Annotated in this window: 18 protein-coding genes and 1 other annotated feature; of the genes, 1 reads left to right on the plus strand and 17 read right to left on the minus strand. The window is 46.0% G+C overall.

The window, feature by feature from the left end; translation table 11 throughout:
• The 10 genes from PHP87_RS00005 to PHP87_RS00050 all read right to left on the minus strand — a co-directional run.
• Positions 1 to 448: thymidylate synthase (locus tag PHP87_RS00005; RefSeq protein ID WP_299917018.1), on the minus strand; the 448-nt coding region annotated here is incomplete at its 3' end.
• A gap of 437 nt (positions 449 to 885) precedes the next feature.
• Positions 886 to 1,275 (minus strand): ribonuclease III domain-containing protein, encoded by a 390-nt coding sequence (locus PHP87_RS00010; protein ID WP_299917019.1) that lies wholly within the window; start codon positions 1,273 to 1,275, stop codon positions 886 to 888.
• A complete protein-coding gene (cysS, locus tag PHP87_RS00015; RefSeq protein WP_299917141.1) occupies positions 1,268 to 2,863 on the minus strand; it encodes a cysteine--tRNA ligase in 1,596 nt (531 codons plus the stop codon). Before cysS ends, PHP87_RS00010 begins: the two co-directional genes overlap by 8 nt.
• Positions 2,802 to 3,524 (minus strand): serine O-acetyltransferase, encoded by a 723-nt coding sequence (gene cysE, locus PHP87_RS00020; RefSeq protein WP_299917020.1) that lies wholly within the window; start codon positions 3,522 to 3,524, stop codon positions 2,802 to 2,804. Before cysE ends, cysS begins: the two co-directional genes overlap by 62 nt.
• 178 nt (positions 3,525 to 3,702) lie before the next feature.
• Positions 3,703 to 3,935: a binding site (T-box leader), on the minus strand.
• A 223-nt stretch (positions 3,936 to 4,158) separates the two neighbouring features.
• Positions 4,159 to 5,607, minus strand: a complete 1,449-nt coding sequence (gltX, locus tag PHP87_RS00025) for a glutamate--tRNA ligase (RefSeq protein ID WP_299917021.1) — start codon at positions 5,605 to 5,607, stop codon at positions 4,159 to 4,161.
• A gap of 67 nt (positions 5,608 to 5,674) precedes the next feature.
• A complete protein-coding gene (locus tag PHP87_RS00030; protein WP_299917022.1) occupies positions 5,675 to 6,586 on the minus strand; it encodes a DUF1002 domain-containing protein in 912 nt (303 codons plus the stop codon).
• A 279-nt stretch (positions 6,587 to 6,865) separates the two neighbouring features.
• Positions 6,866 to 7,339, minus strand: coding sequence for a 2-C-methyl-D-erythritol 2,4-cyclodiphosphate synthase (gene ispF, locus PHP87_RS00035; RefSeq protein WP_299917024.1), 474 nt, complete (start codon positions 7,337 to 7,339; stop codon positions 6,866 to 6,868).
• Between the two features lie 16 nt (positions 7,340 to 7,355).
• Positions 7,356 to 8,045 (minus strand): 2-C-methyl-D-erythritol 4-phosphate cytidylyltransferase, encoded by a 690-nt coding sequence (ispD, locus tag PHP87_RS00040; RefSeq protein ID WP_299917025.1) that lies wholly within the window; start codon positions 8,043 to 8,045, stop codon positions 7,356 to 7,358.
• Positions 8,038 to 9,129 carry a PIN domain-containing protein gene (locus PHP87_RS00045; RefSeq protein ID WP_299917027.1) on the minus strand — a complete coding sequence of 364 codons (1,092 nt, stop codon included), beginning with the start codon at positions 9,127 to 9,129 and terminating at the stop codon, positions 8,038 to 8,040. The genes ispD and PHP87_RS00045 overlap by 8 nt, the downstream gene beginning before the upstream one ends.
• 164 nt (positions 9,130 to 9,293) lie before the next feature.
• Positions 9,294 to 10,817, minus strand: coding sequence for a (4Fe-4S)-binding protein (locus PHP87_RS00050; RefSeq protein ID WP_299917029.1), 1,524 nt, complete (start codon positions 10,815 to 10,817; stop codon positions 9,294 to 9,296).
• A gap of 507 nt (positions 10,818 to 11,324) precedes the next feature.
• Between PHP87_RS00050 and PHP87_RS00055 the strand changes: the two genes are divergently transcribed.
• Positions 11,325 to 11,723 carry a DUF1573 domain-containing protein gene (locus PHP87_RS00055; RefSeq protein ID WP_299917031.1) on the plus strand — a complete coding sequence of 133 codons (399 nt, stop codon included), beginning with the start codon at positions 11,325 to 11,327 and terminating at the stop codon, positions 11,721 to 11,723.
• A 224-nt stretch (positions 11,724 to 11,947) separates the two neighbouring features.
• Here PHP87_RS00055 and disA read toward each other — a convergent pair whose 3' ends face one another.
• The 7 genes from disA to PHP87_RS00090 all read right to left on the minus strand — a co-directional run bounded on the left by disA (position 11,948) and on the right by PHP87_RS00090 (position 21,964).
• Positions 11,948 to 13,018 (minus strand): DNA integrity scanning diadenylate cyclase DisA, encoded by a 1,071-nt coding sequence (gene disA, locus PHP87_RS00060; protein ID WP_299917032.1) that lies wholly within the window; start codon positions 13,016 to 13,018, stop codon positions 11,948 to 11,950.
• Positions 13,019 to 13,023: 5 nt separating this feature from the next.
• Entirely contained in the window at positions 13,024 to 14,376 is a 1,353-nt protein-coding gene (radA, locus tag PHP87_RS00065) for a DNA repair protein RadA (protein ID WP_299917034.1), read from the minus strand.
• 478 nt (positions 14,377 to 14,854) lie between these two features.
• On the minus strand, positions 14,855 to 17,341 hold the full coding sequence (locus PHP87_RS00070) for an ATP-dependent Clp protease ATP-binding subunit (RefSeq protein WP_299917036.1): 2,487 nt from the start codon (positions 17,339 to 17,341) through the stop codon (positions 14,855 to 14,857).
• A gap of 19 nt (positions 17,342 to 17,360) precedes the next feature.
• The gene (locus PHP87_RS00075) at positions 17,361 to 18,431 is read right to left on the minus strand and encodes a protein arginine kinase (protein ID WP_299917038.1); all 1,071 of its coding nucleotides are present in this window, start codon (positions 18,429 to 18,431) and stop codon (positions 17,361 to 17,363) included.
• Between the two features lie 13 nt (positions 18,432 to 18,444).
• Positions 18,445 to 18,954, minus strand: coding sequence for a UvrB/UvrC motif-containing protein (locus PHP87_RS00080; RefSeq protein ID WP_299917039.1), 510 nt, complete (start codon positions 18,952 to 18,954; stop codon positions 18,445 to 18,447).
• A gap of 17 nt (positions 18,955 to 18,971) precedes the next feature.
• Entirely contained in the window at positions 18,972 to 19,400 is a 429-nt protein-coding gene (locus tag PHP87_RS00085) for a CtsR family transcriptional regulator (RefSeq protein ID WP_299917041.1), read from the minus strand.
• Positions 19,401 to 19,831: 431 nt separating this feature from the next.
• Positions 19,832 to 21,964 (minus strand): cell division FtsA domain-containing protein, encoded by a 2,133-nt coding sequence (locus PHP87_RS00090; protein ID WP_299917043.1) that lies wholly within the window; start codon positions 21,962 to 21,964, stop codon positions 19,832 to 19,834.
• Between the last annotated feature and the right edge of the window lie 200 nt (positions 21,965 to 22,164).

Consider the following 22,164-nt stretch of genomic DNA (forward strand, 5'->3'; position numbering starts at 1 on the left):
GCAAGTCGTTGTGATTATACATATTAACTATAATCCTTCTACTATAAGGATTATTCTTTAAATCATATAAAACCCTATCGACTTGATCAAATTCCCCCTCACCGTACTTATGTTTGATACTCAATTGATATCCATATGCCTTTCCTATTGACCCATCCTTATTAGCCCAACTATCCCAAATACTACTATTGAGTTCTTTAATATTATTGGATTTCTTTTGCCATATCCATAATAATTCATCGATTGCAGCTTTTAAATTAATTGGCCTTAATGTTAGAATTGGAAATTCTTCCGAAAGATCGTATCTATTAATAACACCAAACTTTTTAATAGTATGTGCTGGTATACCATCCGACCATTTTGCTCTTACAATCTCACCTTTAGAAGAAATCCCATTGTCAAGGATATCTTTACACATTGCAATAAAAACATTATCGGCTTTACTCACAAGACATAACCTCACTAATCCATAATATTACTTGATTAGTATCCATATGGTATTAAGTATCGGAAGAAACTGCGGAGCAGTTTCGACACACCGCTGCAACGAGGCAGGGGATTAGAACCCGCCGCCTGTTTTGTTAATAGGAACCCGGAAACTTACAGAAGCGGGGACATATTTCACCTCGCTATAAAATTAATTATGTTTAAGTATCGGGCACTCGCCCCCTTTCACCTGCTCGCCTTCGCCGGTGCAACCTTAATAGTGACATCCGAAGTATGGAACATCAGGAGTACCCGCAGGGTGCTGCACCCATGCTTCGCCAACGCTCGCTTTGTATATTTATGCAACCCTTCTGCACCAAAAGGGGGTTTTTGCAGTAGAGTTATCGTTTTATTCCGTGCTCCCCATTCCTTAATTTGATTAAGGTCGACCTCAGAGACTTACATATCCCCCAGAGCCAGTTGCAGAAGTTCCTGCAACCTTGCTTCATCACCCTTTAAATAAGTATAGCCCAGCAGAGCTTCAAAGCCCGTACTCATGCGGTAGTCGTACACACCGGCATGGCGGGGGGGCGTTGACCTGCTGTTACGGCCTCGCCGAACAATATCCCGCTCCTCCTCGCTCAACTCTTCCAGTATCTGCCTGAGCACCTGGGCCTGGCTTTCGGCCCGGACCGTAGCCACCGCATCCAGATGCAGATCCTTGATCCGGCGTTTCCCCTGTGTCGCCAGGCGGGTCCTTACCGCCAGTTCGAAAACAGCATCACCTACATAAGCCAGTAGCACCGGCGAGTATTCGCGCAGTGCCTTCTCTTCTATTTCCTCATGCATCAACAATTCTCCAGCGGACTCCTTCCCGGGTATCCTCTACTGCTATACCTGCTTCCTGCAGCTCGTCCCTTACTTTATCAGCTCTATCAAACTGCCGGGCCTTTTTGAACTCTGTCCTGAATTCCAGCAGCTTGTTTACTAGATTTTCCGCAGCCGGCAGCTGTTCCCAAAGAAAACGTGAACCCTGTGCCGTATCCTCCACTCTTATTCCATTATCACTCATAAAGTCTCGTATTTGATCTGCCAGGGCAAAATCTTTTTCCTGGCGAGCCAGCTGCCGCAAGTCTCCCATTATTTCCAGAAGCTTTTCCACCATCTGGTTCTGATCCTGCTCTTTATCCATAAAAATACCCAATACATCAGCCAGTTCCCGGAATACCGTCAGGGCCTGTTGCACCGCGGAGCGGCTCATAGTATCATTAGCAGCTGCTGCCAGGTAGCTGTTTATTTGGTGGGAAATTTCAAATAAATGCCCCAGGGCTCGAGCAGTATTAAAGTCATCGTCCATGGCCTCTATATAACGCTTCTGCAGTTCCTCCACCGACTGTACGAAACTCAAGGCTGAACCCTCCAAGGTCTGCTCTCCCCCAAGCTCGCCATTTCCTATAAACTCCCGGGCCAGGTTTTCCGTAGTTTTTAACCGGCCCAGGGCACGGCGCGCCTCTTCCAGCTTGCCGTCATCGAAATCCAGCGGGCTGCGATAATGGGTGGATAGCAGATAAAAGCGCACAACATCAGCCGGATAGTTTTTTAAAATATCACGAAGTATAAAAAAATTGCCCAAAGACTTGGACATTTTCTCATGGTTTACCGTAATAAAACCGTTATGAACCCAGTATCGGCTAAAAGGTTTTCCGGTCAAGGCTTCAGCTTGAGCTATTTCGTTCTCATGGTGGGGAAATATCAAATCATTTCCCCCTCCATGAATATCCAGGGTCTCGCCCAGGTATTTCATGGACATTACCGAACACTCAATATGCCAACCGGGCCGGCCCGGTCCCCAGGGGCTGTCCCAATACGGTTCTCCAGGTTTGGATGCCTTCCACAGGGCAAAATCCATGGGCTCTTCTTTACGTTCATTAACTTCCACCCGGGCTCCGGCTAGCATCTCTTCCAGGGAACGACCCGAAAGCTTGCCGTAATCCTTAAAAGCCCGTATCCTATAGAAAACATCTCCATCAACCTCATAAGCATAGCCCTTATCTATTAAGCCAGCAATAGCCGCAATTATATCCGTCATATGCTGGCTGACCCGGGGGTGAATATCGGCGCGCTTGATGCCCAGGGCATCCGCATCCTTAAAATACTCTTCAATATAGTGCTCCGCCAACTGCAGGGCATCCCGTCCTTCCTCCTGGGCTCGTTTTATTATCTTGTCATCAACATCGGTAAAGTTCTGCACATATTTAACTTCTAATCCCCGGTAGAACATATAACGGCGTATGGTGTCAAAAACTACCAGGGGACGGGCATTACCCAGGTGAATATAGTTATAGGTGGTAGGACCACATACATATATTTTTATCTCAGGCGGAGCCAATGGCAATATTTCTTCTTTTCTTTTGTTTAGGGTATTGTACACCCGCATCATCCTTTTCCTCCCTTTCCAACCGGGCCAACTTTTGCTCCAGTTCATCGATTTTGGCCTGCATAGCCGCTAAAGTATCTGCAATGGGGTCAGGCAGAAGATGGTGTTCCAAATCCACTTCTATTTTACCGTTTTCCACCCGGGCACCGTCACGTACCACTATTCGTCCAGGAACACCAACTACGGTGCAACCGCTGGGAACAGCCTTCAAGACCACGGAACCGCCACCTATTTTTACATTATCCCCCACGTTTATGGCCCCCAATACCTTGGCACCGGCGCTGATGGTAACATTATTGCCAATAGTGGGATGTCTCTTACCTTTCTCTTTACCTGTTCCGCCCAGGGTTACCCCCTGGTAGAGGGTAACATTGTCTCCTATTTCAGCTGTCTCTCCAATTACTATACCACTGCCGTGGTCAATAAATAAACCTTGGCCTATCCTAGCTCCGGGATGGATTTCAATCCCCGTCAAAAAGCGGTTGATATGAGATACCATACGGGCTAGAAAATAAAGTTTGCGGCAATAAAGAAAATGGGCTATACGATGATGAATAATAGCATGAAAACCCGGGTAACAGAAAATAACTTCGAGAACACTTCGCGCCGCCGGGTCTCTCTCAAAAACTACCTGAATCTCTCTTTTTAGGGTTGAAAACATTTTTACCCCTCCCAAAATATTTTTAAGCATCTGAAGAAACTGTGGAGCAGTTTCAACACAGCGCTGCAACGAGATGGGAGATTAGAACCCATCGCCTGTTTTGTTAATAGGAACCCAGACACTTACAGAAGCGGGAACATATTTCATCTCGTTACAATAAAAAAGCCCTTCGTCCCTCCAAAGAGACGAAAGGCATTCTTCCGCGGTTCCACTCTAATTGAGCGCTGTTTTTCTAAAAGCACTCCCCTTAATCCCATAACGGCTTATAACCGGATAGGCCTACTTAAAGATTCGGCCTACCTGCTCCCGGGTGCAATTCAGCAGAGCTCATACTGTGAAAAGGCTCTCAGCCGGTGACCTCTTCTCTCTGGCAGCGATACAGTGCTTACTTATCCCGTTCCCCGCAATTAAGTATTTACTTGTTATAAATTATATGTAGCAGCAACAATTATGTCAACTCAACGCTCGCGTTTTTAAGCATCGGAAGAAACTGCTAAAGCATTTTCAATAAATAATATCAATTTATGGTATGATTGGTTGGGAAAGGGAGGAGGCGGTGCAGGCAGGGGGATTAGAACCCGCCGCCTGTTTTGTTAAATAGGAACCCGGTTGCTTAAAGAAGCGGGGACATATTTCATCTCGTTATAAAGTCTATAGCCCGGTCTATCCTTTTGCTGGCTTCGTCTCTACCAATAACTGCGATATAATGAGTCAGATCCGGGCCATGGGCCTGACCGCTTAAAGCACAGCGCAGGGGCATAAATACGTTCTTGGGCTTGAGTTTGAGTGTTTTAGTAATGCCTTTGATCAGCTGTTTGATCTCATCTACTTCATTTACCTTATGAATTCCTTCCTTAAAAGCCTGCAGTAGCGGAATGACGCCTTCTCCTGCCAATACTTCCCGGGCTTCACCAGCGTAATCAATATCAGCGAAAAAAACTTCCAGCTGCTCTTTCACATCGGCCAGGCAAACCAGATAGTCTCTAATAGTACTCACCAAAAGCCCATACCTTTCCTCACCCATTTGCTCTATCTTCTCCAGGTATTTACTATCTGCCAGGTAAGGTTTCAGCATTTCCTTCAGTTCTTCATCCCCGATTTTTTTGAGATACTGCTGGTTGATAAAGTTCAGCTTATTTATATCGAAAACCGCCGGGCTTTTGGCTACCCGTTCCAGGGAAAAGGCCTTGGCGATTTCTGCTGGGCTCAGGATTTCCTCTTCACCTTCCGGGGACCAACCCATTAAGGCCAGAAAATTGAACAGGGCTTCTGGTAGATAGCCCATTTCCCGGTATTGCACCAGTGATGTGGCTCCATGGCGCTTGCTCATCTTCTGGCGGTCACTGCCAAGGATGAGTGATATATGGGCAAATTCAGGCCGCCGAAAGTTCAGGGCGTCATATATCATCAGCTGGCGTGGAGTATTGGACAAATGTTCTTCGGCTCGGATTACATGACTTATACCCATAAGTACATCATCTATTACCACCGCAAAGTTATAGGTTGGTATACCATCGGACTTTACTATTATGAAATCCCCTATATCATCGCTGTCAAAACTTACCCGTCCTCTGACCAGATCATCAACAATATGAAGCTGGTGTGCTGGTACTTTAAAGCGGATAGCCGGCTTGATTCCCTGTTTTAGTTTTTCTTCCCTTTCCGCCATACTCAATTGGCGACATCTTCCCGAGTATTTTTGCATCTGCCCGCTATCCAGTAAATCCTGCCTCTCCGCTTCCAGTTCTTTCTCACTGCAAAAACAATAATATGCCTGCCCCGCTTCCAGGAGCTTCTCGGCATATTCCTGGTATATTGGTAGGCGCTCGGTTTGCCGGTAAGGTTCATTGGGTCCCCCGGTGTCAATTCCCTCCGACCAGCCTAATCCCAACCACTTTAAAGAATCGATGATTTCACTCTCATATTCCCGGCGCGAGCGTTCCAAATCAGTATCCTCAATACGCAAAAGCATTTCCCCATCATAGCGGGAAGCGAAAAGGTAATTGAACAAGGCCGAACGTGCACCGCCGATATGCAAGGGCCCCGTAGGACTGGGGGCGAACCTGACTTTTATTTTATTCACTTTATTGCCTCCTTTGCACACCGGTAATTATAGCACCTTCAGGCGAAATCAACCAGCATAGGGCTTGTTACACCAGAGCATTTTTTAAGCTACTAATCAAATCTCGCAAAACATTCAGTAGCTGGTTTAATAGTCCATTGCTCTCACGGCTATTGCTTTTAACTTCATTCCAACTTCTCTCCAGGCCACTCAACTGCTCATTCAATCTGCTTATATTCATGTTAAGTGAGTTCAATCTTTGCATTAGTCCTACCATACGATCGATATCAGCGGCAGATAGATTTATATTAAGATCAGCGCTTACTTCCAGGATTATTTTCTTTATTTCCTCCGGGTCGGAAATTTTTCTTTCCACGACCTGTCTTTTAACCTCGTAGATTATCTTTTCGGCTTTGTTGCTGCCTATCTTTCTGGCTAATTTGGTAGTTTCGGCTATCTCCTCATGAGCGGTCTCCTTGGCCTCTTCATCCAGCTTTTCTCCTTGGGCTGTTTCAAAGGCCTTTATTATTCCAGTCAGAGCTGCTGTTCCCGAAACCGCAAAAGGAGCCGATACAATTACCCGGGCATTTTCTATTCCGGCCGTTGACAGGGCATTAGCATACATGAAAGGAGTAATAGCGGTAATGTTGCGGGTTTCCACCTCTATTCCTCTACTTCTGTCCAGGGTCTCGCAGTATACCGAAGAAATAGCCCGGCTGCCGATAAGTTCTTCGTCTATCAAGCCTTGCAAGTAGTCTCTTTCTTCCTTATTGCTGACAGTTATATATTGAGTATCCCTGTCTCTACCCTTTTGCCAGCTATAGAAATAATCCATAAGCTCGCGTTTTTGCTGGTCAGTCAAGTCCTCACCAAAGCTTATCACTATTTTGGCTCTTTCCGCTCTCAGTACCGTACTACTGCTATCATGGCGGAGCAAAAAAACCCCACTAGTAACGACCAGAGCAAAAAACACCAGCATAATAATCCCTTTGCTACGCATATCATTACCTCCTGCTATTTTTTACTATTCTTGCTCCTTCAGGAGGTAAATATTCGCTGTAAATTGTTCGGAAAAAAGTATACTCTGGGATCATAGCCTGATTCGGAAGGACACGGGGGTCGTTCCCTACACAACACCCTGGGGTCGCTAATGAGGTAGCACCCTGCGGGTACCACTGATGCTCCCTTCGGTCGCTTTTAAGGTTGCTGAGCGGTATATTTATGCACGCTAATGCATATTTACAACTTTTTGCAGTGACATCATATTTTAGCATTGGAATCAGGCTTGCTCTATTAAAACTACGGCATGGGCAGATATTCCTTCCTGGCGACCCTCAAAACCCAGTCCTTCCGAAGTGGTAGCCTTAACACTCACCTGCTCCGGCTCTAAGCCCAGGAAGCGGGCAATATTTTGCCGCATCTGAAAAATGTGCGGTGCCAGACGAGGCTCCTGGGCCACTACCGTACTATCAACATTTATCACTCTCCAACCAGCACGGTTTAAAATCCCCGCCACCTCTTTCAGCAGCAACAGGCTGTTTATGTCTTGGTATTGACTATCGCTATCGGGAAAATGTCGACCTATATCCCCCAGAGCAGCCGCCCCCAGAAGGGCGTCACAAATGGCATGAAGGAGAACATCGGCATCCGAATGCCCCAGCAACCCCTGGGTATGTGGTATTTCTACCCCCCCCAGAACCAGCCTCCTGCCTTCTTGCAGGCGGTGCACATCATAACCATATCCTACCCTCAAAATCTTACTCCTTCCCTTAGGCTTCCAAAATAGTCCGGGCTATGGCCAAATCCTCGGGTGTAGTTATCTTCAGGTTACGATAGTCTCCAGACACCACTTTAACCCGGCCGATATATTTTTCAAAAAGAGAGGCATCATCGGTTGCCCTTACTCCTTGCTCCCGGGCATATTCATAGGCTTTATGCAGTTCACAGTACCTGAAAATTTGCGGGGTCTGTATAGCAAAAACACTGGATCTATCAAGGGTTTGCCGGACGAAATTGTCCCGATCCACTTGCTTCAAGGTATCCCGGACCGCAACGCCGGGAATGGCGGCTCCCCAGCGTACAGCCTCTTTCAAGATCTCATCAATCAGCTCGGAAGTGACAAAAGGCCGCGCACCATCGTGAACGGCCACATAATCTGTATTACTATTCAACGCTTCCAGTCCGGCCCAGATTGAATCCTGTCTTTCCAGACCTCCTGCCACTACCCGGCTAACCTTTTGGTAGCTAAATTCCTTTACTACCTCACGCTCACAATATTCAATCTCGCGGGCCTGAGCTACAATTATGATTTCATCTACCAGTTCCATCTTTTCAAAAACATCCAATGAGTAAGCCAGCAGGGGGCGAGACTTCAACAGCATATACTGTTTGTTGATTCTGCCCCCCATTCTACTGCCACTCCCCGCAGCAGCAATAACAACCCGGAGGTTGTTAACCATACAAATTCACCTCTTGAAAACTATCTACGACAAATTCCTTTTCTTCCTTCACTTTACGAGTAAAAATCATTCTACCGGCGGCTGTCTGAAATACGCTAGTTACAACTACCTCTATATCATTGCCTATTTCATCATGGGCCTGCTCTACCACTACCATAGTACCATCCTCCAGATAGCCAATTCCCTGTCCCGCTTCTTTTCCTTCCCTGACAATACAGGTATGCATGGTTTCACCTGGATAGACCATTATCTTTACGGCATTGGTCAATTCATTTATGTTCAATACTTTAATGCCTTGCAATTCAGCGACCTTATTGAGATTATAATCATTGGTGATGATACTGGCAGCAAGCTGTTTACACAAGCGCAGCAGTTTGGCATCGACTTCCTTTTCTTCCATTATGTCTTCTTCTATTATATCAATATTTATACGAGGATGCTTCTGCATTTTTCCTAAGAGTTCCAATCCTCTTCTACCTTTATTGCGTCTTATATTGTCCGAAGAATCAGCAATATGCTGCAGTTCCTCAATAACAAAATTAGGTACCAGCAAGGAACCATCCAGGAAGTTACTTAGACAGACATCATAAATACGACCGTCTATAATCGCACTGGTATCCAGTACTTTGTGATTTGAAGCAGCTAAAGATTCCTCTCCTTTTTTACTCGATTGGGGTAGAAAAACCAGCAGCTCTTGGCTCCGGCGAATCCCCATCTTAAGGCCCAAAAAACTACTCAGAATAAAGACAGCCAGGGATAAAAAATTACCAACTCCACCTATCTTGGAAAGCGGATAACTGCAGAGTACTCCAATTGTTATTCCGAGAAGCAAGCCCCCGGTTCCTCCCAGGAGGATATCGATTGAAGTTGCGTCCATTAGATCCTCTACTCGGGAATATAGCCTGGAAAAGTAACTTAGCATCTTACTGGATAGGAGATAAAACAAGAGAAAAGCCCCTATTCCCAGGCAGATCTGCCAGCTCCTTCCTGGTTGAAAAAACCTCCCGACAAAATTAGCACAGCCAATTCCAAAGAGCAGGCCCAGAACTAGCAAGGATTTAGAAATACATAGTTTATTAAGCACAATAATTCACCTCCGATATAATTATTCTTCTATCGGAGATGCCTAATTATACCATAATTGTGAGATTTATTTATGCCCTTTCCGCCAAGCACCCAATACCTGGTAAATAATCATTCCGCAGCAGCAGGCCAATCAGCCATAAATTATCCCGCTGGGAGATTTGTTTAGCGTCCTGGCAGAAGCCCGGCTCCCTTTGCCAGTTCAGGATTAATAGCCGAACCTTCAGGAAGGGAATACCTTAAAGCTCCAGAGGGACAACGGTTTATGCTTCTAATTATGGCTTCCGTCGGAGCCCCATCAACTTTCACCCAGGGCCTGGCTTCTGGATTGAATACCTGGGGAAGCCGGGTAAAACAGTGGGTATCATGCTGGCAAAGCTTAGGATCCCAATACACAATAATGTCCTCATTAGCATATTCCTTGATATAATTCCCCGCTATTTCTTCTCTTTTTTCGCTATCGTTGATAAATTGGAACTCCAGCAAATCCTGGTTACCGGCCAGAACCGCCCGTCCAAAATTGCTCCCGAAGGCTACGGCTTGCTCCAGTTCCTCTTTGGATGGCTGGAATCTGATGCGCAACCCAGGCAAAACATTCATACGCAGCATCCGCAAGCGTTTTTGCATATTGGGCACCGCTTCCCCGCTCCAACCATAATCTCCAAAAGCCGCCGCTACCATCGCCTCGTGGATAATGGGGGACATAGAGCTCAACAGGTTCCAGACCGGCGGTACGCAGTCCTTGTTAATAGTTGGAGAACCGATCAGAAAACCTCGTGCGTTTTCCAGCTCAACCAGTACTTCTTCCGTTGTGGCTTCGACCAGGTCAAACTCCTTAAGATTAAAATCCCCACTTTTGTTCAGGCCTTCTATTATACTCTCAGCTAGCCTTCGGGTGTAGCCATAAGCACTTGCGCGGGCCATTACAATCTTGGGTCGTGGATCGGACTCGGCTACCGGTGTAGCCCACTGCCGGTATAAATCTATATAATGGGTGATATTGCTGCGCAAAATAGGCCCATGCCCGGGACAGATAATATCGATATTCAGCCCTTTAATCCGCTCCAGTGCTCTCAACACATAGGGCTTGAACGGTCCCATAATAACATCAAAATAATACTTGAAGTCTGGGCTAAAGTCTTCCTCAATTAAATCATTAAAAATCTCTTCACTGGAGTAATGACTGCCAAAGGAATCGCAAGTGAATAAGATGCGGTCTTCGGGAAGGTAGGAATAGATGCTATCCGGCCAGTGCAACAAAGTGGCGCCAATAAAATGCAGGCTTTTGTCGCCCAGATTAAGCTGACTGCCCTGGCCCACGATCCTGGCATCGAAGTCTTTATTGGTTATTTCCCGCAGGAACTCTATAGTATTGGGACTACCTACAACAGTTAATCCAGGTATCCTTTCCAGCAGTCTGGCCACGGAACCGGAATGATCGGGTTCAGTATGATTCATAAGCAAATAATCAATCTCTTCAAATTCTACAAGCTGCTGCAACTTTTCTAAATATTCTTCAAAAAAATCATTCTTTACCGTCTCCACCAGTACGGTCTTCTCGCTTCCCTTTATCAGATAGGCATTGTAACTGCTTCCATGTTCTGTGTGCATGATTATATCAAATACCCTTAAAGCAGGATCCTGAACTCCCACCCAGTAAACATTTTCGCTAATTTTTACGTTCTGCATATGATTCCCTCCTCGACATAATCTCCATTTCATAATAAGTGAAGCCAGTATAATATACAAGCTGACATTTTTAGGTATCACCCTGTATATGCTACTTACTTTCCCGACAATTATGAAAGTACGACTCCACTGCAAAAACCCTTATGCTGCATAAGGGTTGCATAAATATAAGAGCGATCGTTGGCGAAGGTGAAAGCGGGCGGTCGAAGACCGCCCTTACAATGCCTTGCAGTCGCTATTAAGGTTATTGCGCCTGATTCGGAACGACGCGGGGGTCGTTTCCTACACACCCTTCTGTCGCTATTAAGGACGCTGGAGCGGTATAAATATGCACGCTAATGCATATTTATAACTTTTTGCAGTGACATCATATAACCAAAATAACTTTTGCAGTGACATCAAGTTGCATATTTCGACTGTCCCCGTCGCGATGGGCTTTGTTGACAAGTCTACAAATTAGGGGCTATAATTTTATCAAATCACAGAATAAAGGGGGCAAGTCTCTTTATGAAGGACTTGATTTGTGATGAGTTTCAAAATGTTGTAGCTGACCTTTTGATTAGGCATCGCAGCATTTTAGATATCCTCTCCAAGCTTTCGGAATCAACCTGCCGGGTTAACCGGGCCGTCACCAAATCTGTTACCGATTGCGGATGCCTTTCAATTCAAGCTGAAAAACTGCAGATCCCGGATCATATCAACACCTTCGAGGAATTAAAGAATTATCTTGATAATCACTTACATGGACAACTATGCAGTAATTGTGAAGAGATTGTCCTCAACGAAATGGGCAAAATGCTGTTCTATACGGCAGCTCTCTGCAACACGTTGGACATCAGCCTTTATGATGTCTTCATCAAGGAATATAAAAAGGCTTCCACCCTGGGAATATTCAATATGACATAATCCATTAAAAGCAGGCGGAAGCAAAGGCGGAGCAGAGCCTCCGCCTTTGCTTCCGCCTGCTTTTAATAAGACCTTACATATCGATATCGCTTATTCTCTAACTAATCCCCCATGCCTCGCGAATACAAGCACCGATGGAAAGTGAGTTTAAGCGTTTATTATATAATCAGAAGGGGTAGGAAATAACCCCCTCCCTCTTCTGATGTCTGACGACCGACGACCAATCAAAGCATAAACTCCAAGAGCAATTGTTCCTGCATTCGTTTCAATCCGTTCTTGATGGAACGCGCTCTTACTTCTCCAATACCCTCAACATCATCCAGTTCCTCAATACTGGCCCGCAGAATATTGCTCAACAAGCCAAAACGCCCAACCAGGTTATCAATTATGGATAAAGGTATCCGGGGCAGCTTATGTAACATTCTATAGCCTCGGGAAGAAACCTGCTGTTCCAGGTGACTGCTACTGGTACCAAGAGATAATATCCGAGCAATAAATACCGAGTCCGAAATATCCTCCTCAAAGGCCCGCCGCATATTGTTCAATAATTCCTGCGAGCTCTTATCACTGGTATTGGAATAATCCTGAATTATAAATAGGGCTTCTTCTTCGACCGAAGCTATCATTTCATCCAATTGCATTTTCACCAGCCGACCTTCGGTTCCCAGTTCAAGTATGTGGTTTTCAATTTCTCCGGCTATGTTTAGGACCTTGAGGCTGCGCCGAATAACCTTGCAAACTTCGGAAACTGTAACCATATCCTCAAATTCGAGCCCGCCCAAACGCTGGAGTTCGCGGGCATAAACATTCCGGTACTTTTCCAGGGTTTGTAATGCCTGGTTGGCCTTAACTAATATGGAGGGTAGATCCCGCAGGCGAAACATGATATTGCTCTGGTATAAAGTTACTACTTTGCGTCGTTGGGATACTGCCACCACCAGTTGCCCAGTTTGTCTGGCTACTCGTTCGGCGGTACGGTGCCTGATGCCGGTTTCATCAGAATGAATCTCCGGGTCGGGGTCAAGCTGAGCATTGGCTACCACAATCCTGGAGGCATCACTATTGGTTATTATAGCTCCGTCCATTTTGGCCAACTCGTACAACCGGGAAGGTGTAAACTCGCAATCTATGTGAAATCCACCACTAACAATGTTCATTAATTCGGGCGAATCCCCCACTACGATAAGCCCTCCAGTATCAGCTTGCAGTACATTTTCCACCCCCAGGCGGAATACGGTTCCGGGCGCCAGCATTTGCAGATATTTTTTGAAAGTTCCTACATAAATCTCTTCCACCTGGATTATCCCTCCAACACTAGATCTATAAAATTATCAAGGCTCTTTACCTCTAATACCTCTAAATTATAGGCAGATAACGACCTGCCTGGGGAATTTGGAACAATCACCCTTTTATAACCCATTCTATCTATCTCTTTTAAACGTAAATCCAGGAAAGACACCGGTCTTATTTGTCCGCTAAGGCTTATTTCGCCAATAAAAACGGTATCCAATGCCAGAGGCTTTTCCAGATAACTGGATAGCACCGCAGCAGCAATTCCCAGATCAACGGAAGGATCTTTTAGAAAAACCCCACCGGAAACCTTGAGATAGACATCACAGGCAGATAGCTTATATCCTCGTCTCTTCTCTAAAACCGCGATTATCAATGACAGACGGTTCTGGTCTATGCCCGAAACCATCCGGCGCGGGTATCCAGCTCCCAGAGAAGAAACCAAAGCCTGTAGCTCAATCAACAGCGGCCTGCTTCCCTCAATACTGGCAACTATGGCTGTGCCACTACATTCCTCCTGTAGCTGGCTCAAAAAAGCATAGGACGGATCTGGTACTTCCACCAGTCCCTGGCCACTCATTTCCAATAAAGCAATTTCATCGGTAGCTCCATAGCGGTTTTTGGCCGCTCGTAAAAGACGAAAAGAGAAGTTCTTTTCTCCCTCAAAATAGACTACGACATCTACTATGTGTTCCAGAACTTTGGGTCCGGCCAGTGCGCCATCTTTGGTTACATGCCCTACCAGAAAAACGGCCTTGTCCATCTTTTTGGCAATTTGCATTACGGTAGCGGTACTTTCTCTTAATTGGGAAACACTCCCGGGAATAGAAGATATCTTGGAGGAATAAACTGTCTGTATGGAATCAATGATAATTAAATCTGGATCCAGCTCGTTTATGTATTCATGAAGAAGATCAATGTCCTGCTCATTCAAGAGGAAAATCCTATCACTGTTAATACCTAGCCTTCCAGCTCTTAAGCGGATTTGCTGCAAAGATTCTTCTCCGGACAAATAAAGCACCTTTTTCCCACTGGCCGCTATTAATCCAGCCACCTGCAATAAGAGCGTTGACTTACCTATACCGGGGTCTCCCCCCAACAAAATCAAGGAACCGGGGACAATGCCGCCCCCTAAAACCCGGTCCAATTCCGATAATCCACTGCTAAATCTCTGACTATCTTCAGCGGAAAGCTGGTTTAATGGGATGGCTGTTACTCGCTCTGCCGCTCTTCGCGCCGGCTTTTTGCTTATGCTTTCCTCCAGCAAGCTGTTCCAGGCAGAACAACCCGGGCATTTTCCCAGCCATTTGGGAGTCTCATAACCACATTCATGGCATATAAACTTGCTTATAATCTTTCCCATAACTTTCTCCCCAGAACTATTATATTATATTTCGCATCCCGACTTTAAAAAGTTTAATTAAAAATAATGCTACTGCATAAAGTCCAGAATATTATTTTGCTTGTATATGTCACTGAAAAAGTTGACTCCACTGCAAAAAACCCTTTTTGTTGCATAAGGGTTGCATGAATATATAAAACGCTGGCGAAGGTGAAAGCGGGCGCTCGAAGATCGCCCTTACAATGCCTTGCAGTCACTATTAAGGTTGTTGCGCCTGATTCGGAACGACACGGGGGTCGTTCCCTACATAGCCTGCGGGTACGCCTGATGCTCCCTTCGGTCGCTTTTAAGGTTGCTGAGCGGTATAAATATGCATACTGCTGCATATTTATTACTTTTTGCAGTGACATCATACTTATAAATATGCAGCAGTGTCAATTAAAATTTGGCCAACTGGGGGACTGAAGCCTAAACGCTCCCGCTCCCCTTTTCTTGCCTTTTACTGTTGAAGGCCTTTCCGGGCTACGATGTGACTATCCTCAGCATCTACCAGGATCTTATCCCCTGGGAGCAGATTCTTTTTTAATATTTCTTCGGAGATGGTATCCTCGACCAGTTTCTGTATGGCCCTTTTCAGGGGTCGGGCTCCAAAAGCCGGTTCATAACCTTCTTTTAATATTATTTCCCGAGCCTCAGGGCTTATCTCCATTTCATAGCCATTTTCTTTAACTCTTTCTTTCAGCTCCAGCAACAATAGATCCACGATCTCCTTCAGTTCCTGATCACTGAGATTCTGGAAGACAATTATTTCGTCAATCCGGTTCATAAATTCCGGCTTGAAGGTGTGTTTTAATTGCTCCATAACCCTTTCTTTCATCTGGTTGTAATTCTGCGCCTCATCAACGGCCCTGGTAAAGCCTACTTTTTTGCTGTTCTTGATGGAATCAGCCCCCACATTGGAGGTCATAATAACCACCGTATTCCTAAAGTCCACTGTTCTCCCCTGTCCATCAGTCAAGCGGCCATCTTCCATAACCTGCAGGAGGATATTAAACACATCGGGGTGGGCTTTTTCGATTTCATCCAGAAGAATAACGGAATAAGGCTTTTTCCTTACTTTCTCGGTTAATTGTCCTCCTTCGTCATAACCTACATATCCAGGAGGCGAGCCAATCATCCTGGATACGGCATGCTTCTCCATGTATTCGGACATATCCAACCTGATTATGGCATCCTCACTGCCAAACATGGCTTCCGCCAGGCTGCGCGCCAATTCTGTCTTTCCCACCCCGGTGGGACCCAGGAAAACAAAGGAGCCGATAGGGCGTTTGGGGTTCTTCAAACCGGCCCGGGCCCGTCTTACTGCACGCGATACAGCTTTAACCGCCTCTTCCTGACCTATTACTCTTTTATGCAGGACACCCTCCATTTGAACCAGACGCTCGCTCTCTTCTGCCGCCAGCTTGCTAACCGGTATACCAGTCCAGCTGGATACCACCGCTGCAATTTCTTCTTCGCCTACACTTCCCACATTCAGGCTGCGTTTGTTGGACCATTCTTTCCTCTCATTTTCTATCTCATCTTTGAGCTTTTGTTCCTCATCTCTCAGGTTGGCTGCTTTTTCGTATTCCTGCCCATTAATGGCCTCTTCTTTTTCCTTGATTAGATCTTCTAGCTGACTTTCCTTCTTTTTTAATTCCTCAGGAATAATATAATTAGCCAACCTGACCCGTGACGAAGCCTCATCAATGAGGTCTATAGCCTTGTCCGGCAGGAAACGGTCACTGATATAGCGGGCTGACAATCTGGTTGCCGCTGCAATGGCTTCATCACTTATCTTAACCCCATGGTGAGCCTCATAACGATCCCTTAATCCCCTTAATATTTCAATACTTTCCTCTATGCTGGGCTCTTCCACCAGAATAGGTTGAAATCGCCTTTCCAGAGCGGCATCCTTTTCCACATGTTTACGGTACTCATTCAGGGTAGTAGCTCCTACACATTGAAATTCTCCCCGGGCCAGGGAAGGTTTGAGAATATTGGCAGCATCAATGGCCCCTTCCGCTGCTCCCGCTCCTACTAGGGTATGAAGCTCATCAATAAATACAATTACATCACCTGATGATCTTATTTCATTAACTATCCTGGTCAGGCGCTCCTCAAACTCACCCCGATATTTGGTCCCGGCTACCATTGCGGACAGATCGAGTGCCACCACCCTCTTATTGCTTAAAATTTCAGGAATCTGGTTGTCCATAATTTGCTGGGCCAGCCCTTCAACAATAGCGGTTTTCCCCACCCCCGGGTCGCCAATCAATACCGGATTGTTTTTAGTGCGCCGGGATAATATCTGTATAACCCTCTCGATTTCATTATTCCGGCCAATAACTGGATCCAACCTTCCTTCGCTGGCATCCTGGGTTAGATCGCGACTAAAGTTATCCAAGGTAGGCGTTTTGCTCCGAACTCGCTTCCTGCTCTGCGGATTCGCTTGACTTGCTGGTTCCTGGTAGGGATTTTGGTTATTGTAAGTCTGAGAAATATCCCCCCCCAGAAGCAACATAACCTGCTCCCTAATCTGATCCAACTTAACTCCCATAGAATGTAGAACCTGGCCGGCCACCCCTTCTTCTTCCCTTAATACTGCCAACAAGAGATGTTCGGTACCCACATAATTGACTCCCTGTAAACGCGCCTCATCAAAAGCCAGGTTAAAGACCTTCTTGGCCCGGGGAGTAATCGGCAAGTCTCCGGCCGGTTTTTCCATAGCTTCGCCATTGGCCCCAATTACCCGGTTAATCTCTTCCCGAACTTTCTCTAGGTCAATACCACTGTTAAGTAAAGCTCGGGCACCAACGCCCTCGCCTTCCCGCAATAAGCCTAACAGGATATGCTCGGTGCCAATAGCCGGGTGACTAAGCTGCCGGGCTTCTTCCTGGGCATGAATAACCGCATTTCTAGCTCTCTGCGTAAATCTTCTAAACATATTTTTCTCCTCCTTAGCTTTATTTCCCGGTCTGCAGTTTTTCTCGGATTACCTCAGCTCTTTTGGCATCCCGTTCGACCGCATTCATATCGCTCCCCGCCTTTTTCTGCAAGTGAGCCGGCCTTATATCCACTACCAGCTCATTCAGGGCAAAAGGATTAATCCCGGGTATCATTCCCATGTCTACTCCCAGCCGTACATCCGAAAGTAATGTCAGAGCCTCATTTGAACTTATCAGCCGGGCATGGGTAAGAATTCCATAGGCTCTGCCAATTCTATCCTCCAACTGATACTTCATCTGCTCGCTTAAGCTGTCACGAAGCAAACGCTCTTGTTCTATTACCTGCTGAGAAATCGCCGTAAGGCTGGCATTAATGTCTTCTTCACTCTGCCCTAGAGTAATCTGGTTGGATAATTGAAAGAAGTTGCCGATAGCTTCGGTTCCTTCTCCGTAAATACCCCGCACCGCAAGCCCTAACTGGCTCAAGTTTTGAAATATATGCCCGCTTTGGCCGCTGATGCTTATGGCGGGAAGATGCAACATCAAAGAAGCCCTCATTCCCGTTCCAATATTGGTGGGACAGGAAGTCAGGTAGCCCCGATGATCATCAAAAGCAAAATCCAGCTCTTCTTCCAGGGCATCATCGATTTCCTGAGCCCGTTGATAAGCCTCTTCCAACTGCAGGCCCGGTAAAAAACATTGTATCCGTAGGTGATCCTCTTCATTTATCATTATCGCCAAGGAGCCGTCAGCCTTGACCAGCAAGCCCTGATAGGGCCCAGTTGCTTGCGCATGGTAAGGACTGATAAGGTGCTTTTCCACCAGTATCTTGCGATCCAAAGCACTCAAATTTTCGAAAGTCACCAGTTCCATCTGCTTGAGTTCATTAACCTGGCTCTTTTTCCAGGCCTCGCTAATAAGCTGCATAAATTTCTGACCTGATTGCTGATTAAGTAAATGCGGAAAAGCTATATCGTTTAGATTTCTGGCCAGGCGCACCCGGCTGCTTATTACAATATCTGATTGGCTTGCTGCTTGGCCATTCATCCAGGCAACAAAAGTCTCTTCGAATAAGTTATTTATATTCACTCCGCCCACTTCCTTATCCTGTTCTCTTCTCCAGGCTTTTGATCTGGTCTCTGATTTCAGCGGCTTCCTCGTATTCCTCACGGGCCACTGCTTCCTGCAATCGCTGCTTCAGGCTCTCCATCTGCTTTCTCCACAAAACCTTTTCTCCACCCCGCAGTGGAATTTTCCCGACATGCTGGCGATTGCCATGAATTCTGCGCAGGCTGGGGCCCAATTCCTGCTCAAAAGCCATATAACACTTGGCACAACCAAGCTTTCCTGTTTGTCTTATATCAAAAAGTTTTATGCCACAGCTCGGACAGCTAGTATTCTGAACCAGGGACTTGGCCTCTTGAATGCTATGGTCCCCCCCCAAAAAACTGCCCAGCAAATTAGATATTGAAAGCTGGTTATTGGTACCAAAAATAATGGCGCCCTTTTGGCTGGCACATTGCTCACAGAGATGGACCTCAATTTTTTGCCCATTGAACATCTGGGCCAAATGAACTGTAGCCGGCCTGATTTTGCATTCTTCACAGTACATACTTCTAACCTCCCATTTTACTTCTTGAGGAAATCAGCCAGGGCGTATTTAAATGCATCAAAGAACTGGCTCTTTTGATCCGGGGCCATTTCTTTCGAACTCTTGCTAATCACATGCTTTAACATTTCCCCTTCCTTCTGGCTTATGCTTTCAACTTCTAAAAGACGGTCAATAAATATGAATAATTCCTGCCTGCTCTCCCAGGCAGCCTCTTTATCCAGCTCGCAGCAGCTAATGCGAATAAAGCCTTTCCCCCCGCGCCTGCTCTCGGTTATATAGCCCGCTTTCTCGGTAAAACGGGTACCAATCACATAAGTAACCTGTGAAGGAACACAAGAGAAAGTCTCGGCCAGTTCTACCCTTTGGATTTCAATCTGCTGAGCCTCACTCCTGGCTATCAATACTTTAATATATTCTTCGATCCTGTCTGCCAAACTCTTCTTCATAGCCATTACCTCTTTGACCTTTCTTGACCTTAATACTATTCTAATCGCTCTGCGCCAGAAGGTAAAGGTTTTTTTGACTATTGTTCACTTTATTATTATCCTTCAATTCCCTTCCTAAAATACAAAAAGAGGCTTTAAGCCTCCTTTAATTTGAGTGAGGAGTAAGGGGTGAGAGGTGAGGGACCCTATTAATTCACTTTTCATAGGTGGTTATGGCCCTCACCCTACGGGTGCCACTATTATGGTTGCGGTCATGTGGGGTTCCACCGCAAAAAACCCTTTAGTTGCGCAAGGGTTGAAACGCTGGCGAAGGTGAAAGCGGGCGCTCGAAGACCGCCCTTACAATGCCTTCCAGTCACTATTAAGGTAGCTGAGCGGTATATTTATGCACACTAATGCATATTTATTACTTTTTGGCCGTAGAATCATTCTTATTCTTCCCATACTATTTCTACTACACTGCTATTGAAGATGGGGGTAGTGAATCCGGCTTCTTCTCCATCAACCTTCATCTTTAGGCGTCCGGTCATACTGGTTTCCATTTCAAAAAAGCGAAAGATATCGCTCAATATGGCGGAACTTTTCCCTTTATCTATTAGTAAATGCGCTCCATCTTCCAATTCTTCTTCCAGATTAACCACTCTATCTTGTAGCTTGATTAAGGCCCCCTTGCCCTCCAGGCTGAGCGTCTGCCCGTTTACTTTAACCTGCAGTCGGAGATCCTCCAGATCCGAGCAGGCATCCTTAATCTGCGGTCTTAATTGACTAAGCGAGAAGCTTACCTGAGAGCCAAAAGCCACTTCCTGCTTTAATTGCCCGGGTTCCCCGTTTACCAGCACTTTTACCGGAACCCATAGCAATGACCTTTCTTCATCATTGATGTAATAATGGTAGGTTTTTTCCTGTAACCAGTGCTCGCCTACCCCGGCAAGGTTTAATATATTAGCCAGGCTGTTTACCGCTCTGAATACTACTTGGGATCGATCAGGTATTGCTTGATCTGGCTTGACTTCTTGACCGTTGATTAGAACCAAGGGCTTGAGATGAAGCGGCTCCCCGTTGACAAAAACTTCTCCCTCGCTTAGAGAAAGCAGATCTTGAAGCATAACCCGGGCTTCTTTACCGTCCTTTCCCGGAATGAATTCTATCCGAGTGCCCTCTTCTATTGTACTTTCCAGAAAAGCCGGACTGTCATTGAGCTTAATCAAAGGAGGGGTTCCCATCTCACCTTTAAATACTTTTACCTCTCCATTTACTTCAATGGTTTTACCCAAACCGGGTTTACCATAAATATTACCCAGATTAATACCAGAGCTTAAGAGCGCTGCAGATACATCCAGCTTTCCCAGGTTCCAAACCGGAACTTCTCTCCCATTTACTGATACTTTTATAAAAGGAACCGGAACCCGGGAAAAGGAATAATAGGCTATTCCCAGTGGAGTCACCCCCTGCGGTCCTTGTAAGTGATTCTTATCGAGCGTAATTTCCTCCAGGCTGTCACTGCTCTTAATGCCCACCCGGTTCTGGGGCAGGTTCAAGTGTTCGGCTAGCACGGATGCCAGGGAAGGGATGAGGCTCCCTCCTCCAATGCAAATTACCGCATCCGGAGCCTTTTGATTTAATTCCAATATATTACGGCTGATGTTCTCTAATAATTGGTCCAAGACCGGCTGCAGTTCCTGAAGAACTTCGCTGCTTTGTACTCTGCTGCAATTACCCAAAACATCCACTATCTCAATATCTGATTGCTGAGAAAGGAGCCGCTTAATCTTTTCTGCATGGTTAAAATCAAGAAGATAGGTAGCAGCCAGGCTTTCAGTTAACTTATCCCCCCCCTGGGGAACCATGGCATAGGCATAAATACTGCCATTTTTTACAATAGCAATGTCTGAGGTTCCGGCTCCAATATCTACTAAAGCCAGGTTCAAAAGTCTCATACTGGGGGGTATGGCCAGCGAAAGCGCTGCAATAGGCTCCAGGGTTAAACTGTAGACTTCCAGGCCGGATTTTTTAAGCGCGGAAAAGAGACTATCCACTACTACCCGGGGCAGAAAGGTGGCAATTACGCGAACCCCATACTCAGAGCCCACCTGACCCACCAGGCTCCCTATCTCTTGCTCCTCCAAGCTGTAAGAAATGATACTATAGCCTACACAAAAATAATCTCCCTGGATGTTTTGCCTGCCTTCTCCCTGTCCCAACAAATACTGAGCGCGGTGAACCGCTTCAATTTCCAGGGCACGCACCTCTTCCGGGCTAATTTCGCTCATTACCGGCCTTCGCTTGACTACCTGCCCCAGAGAGGTTTTTAAAGCACGACCAGCTGCTGCCACCGCTGCGGATTCCAGTTTAATTTGCAATTCAGCTTCAATTTGCTCTTTTATGGACTGGATGCCCCGCGCTACCTCTTCCACATCGTGAATCTGTCCATCCATCATAGCCCGGGTCTTATGCTCCATAATGGCGCTGCTTAGCACCTCATATGATCCTGATTTCTCCTGCATAACCAATCCCATTATCTTCCTGGTGCCTATATCCAGAGCAAGTATTTTTTTACCATCCACAGCAATAATAAGCCTCCTTAAAATAAGAAAAGGGTAAGGGGTTATTGGTCGTCGGTCGTCATTCGTCAGACATCAGAAGGGGGAGGGGGTTATTTCCTACCCCTTCTGATTATATAATAATCGCTTATAACTCATTTTTCATCAGTGCTTGTGTCCTCATAGGCAAAGGTAGTTATTTTTGAATCTGGCAAGCCAAAACC

This window comes from Syntrophomonas sp. (assembly GCF_028707975.1).
GTDB lineage: Bacteria > Bacillota > Syntrophomonadia > Syntrophomonadales > Syntrophomonadaceae > Syntrophomonas.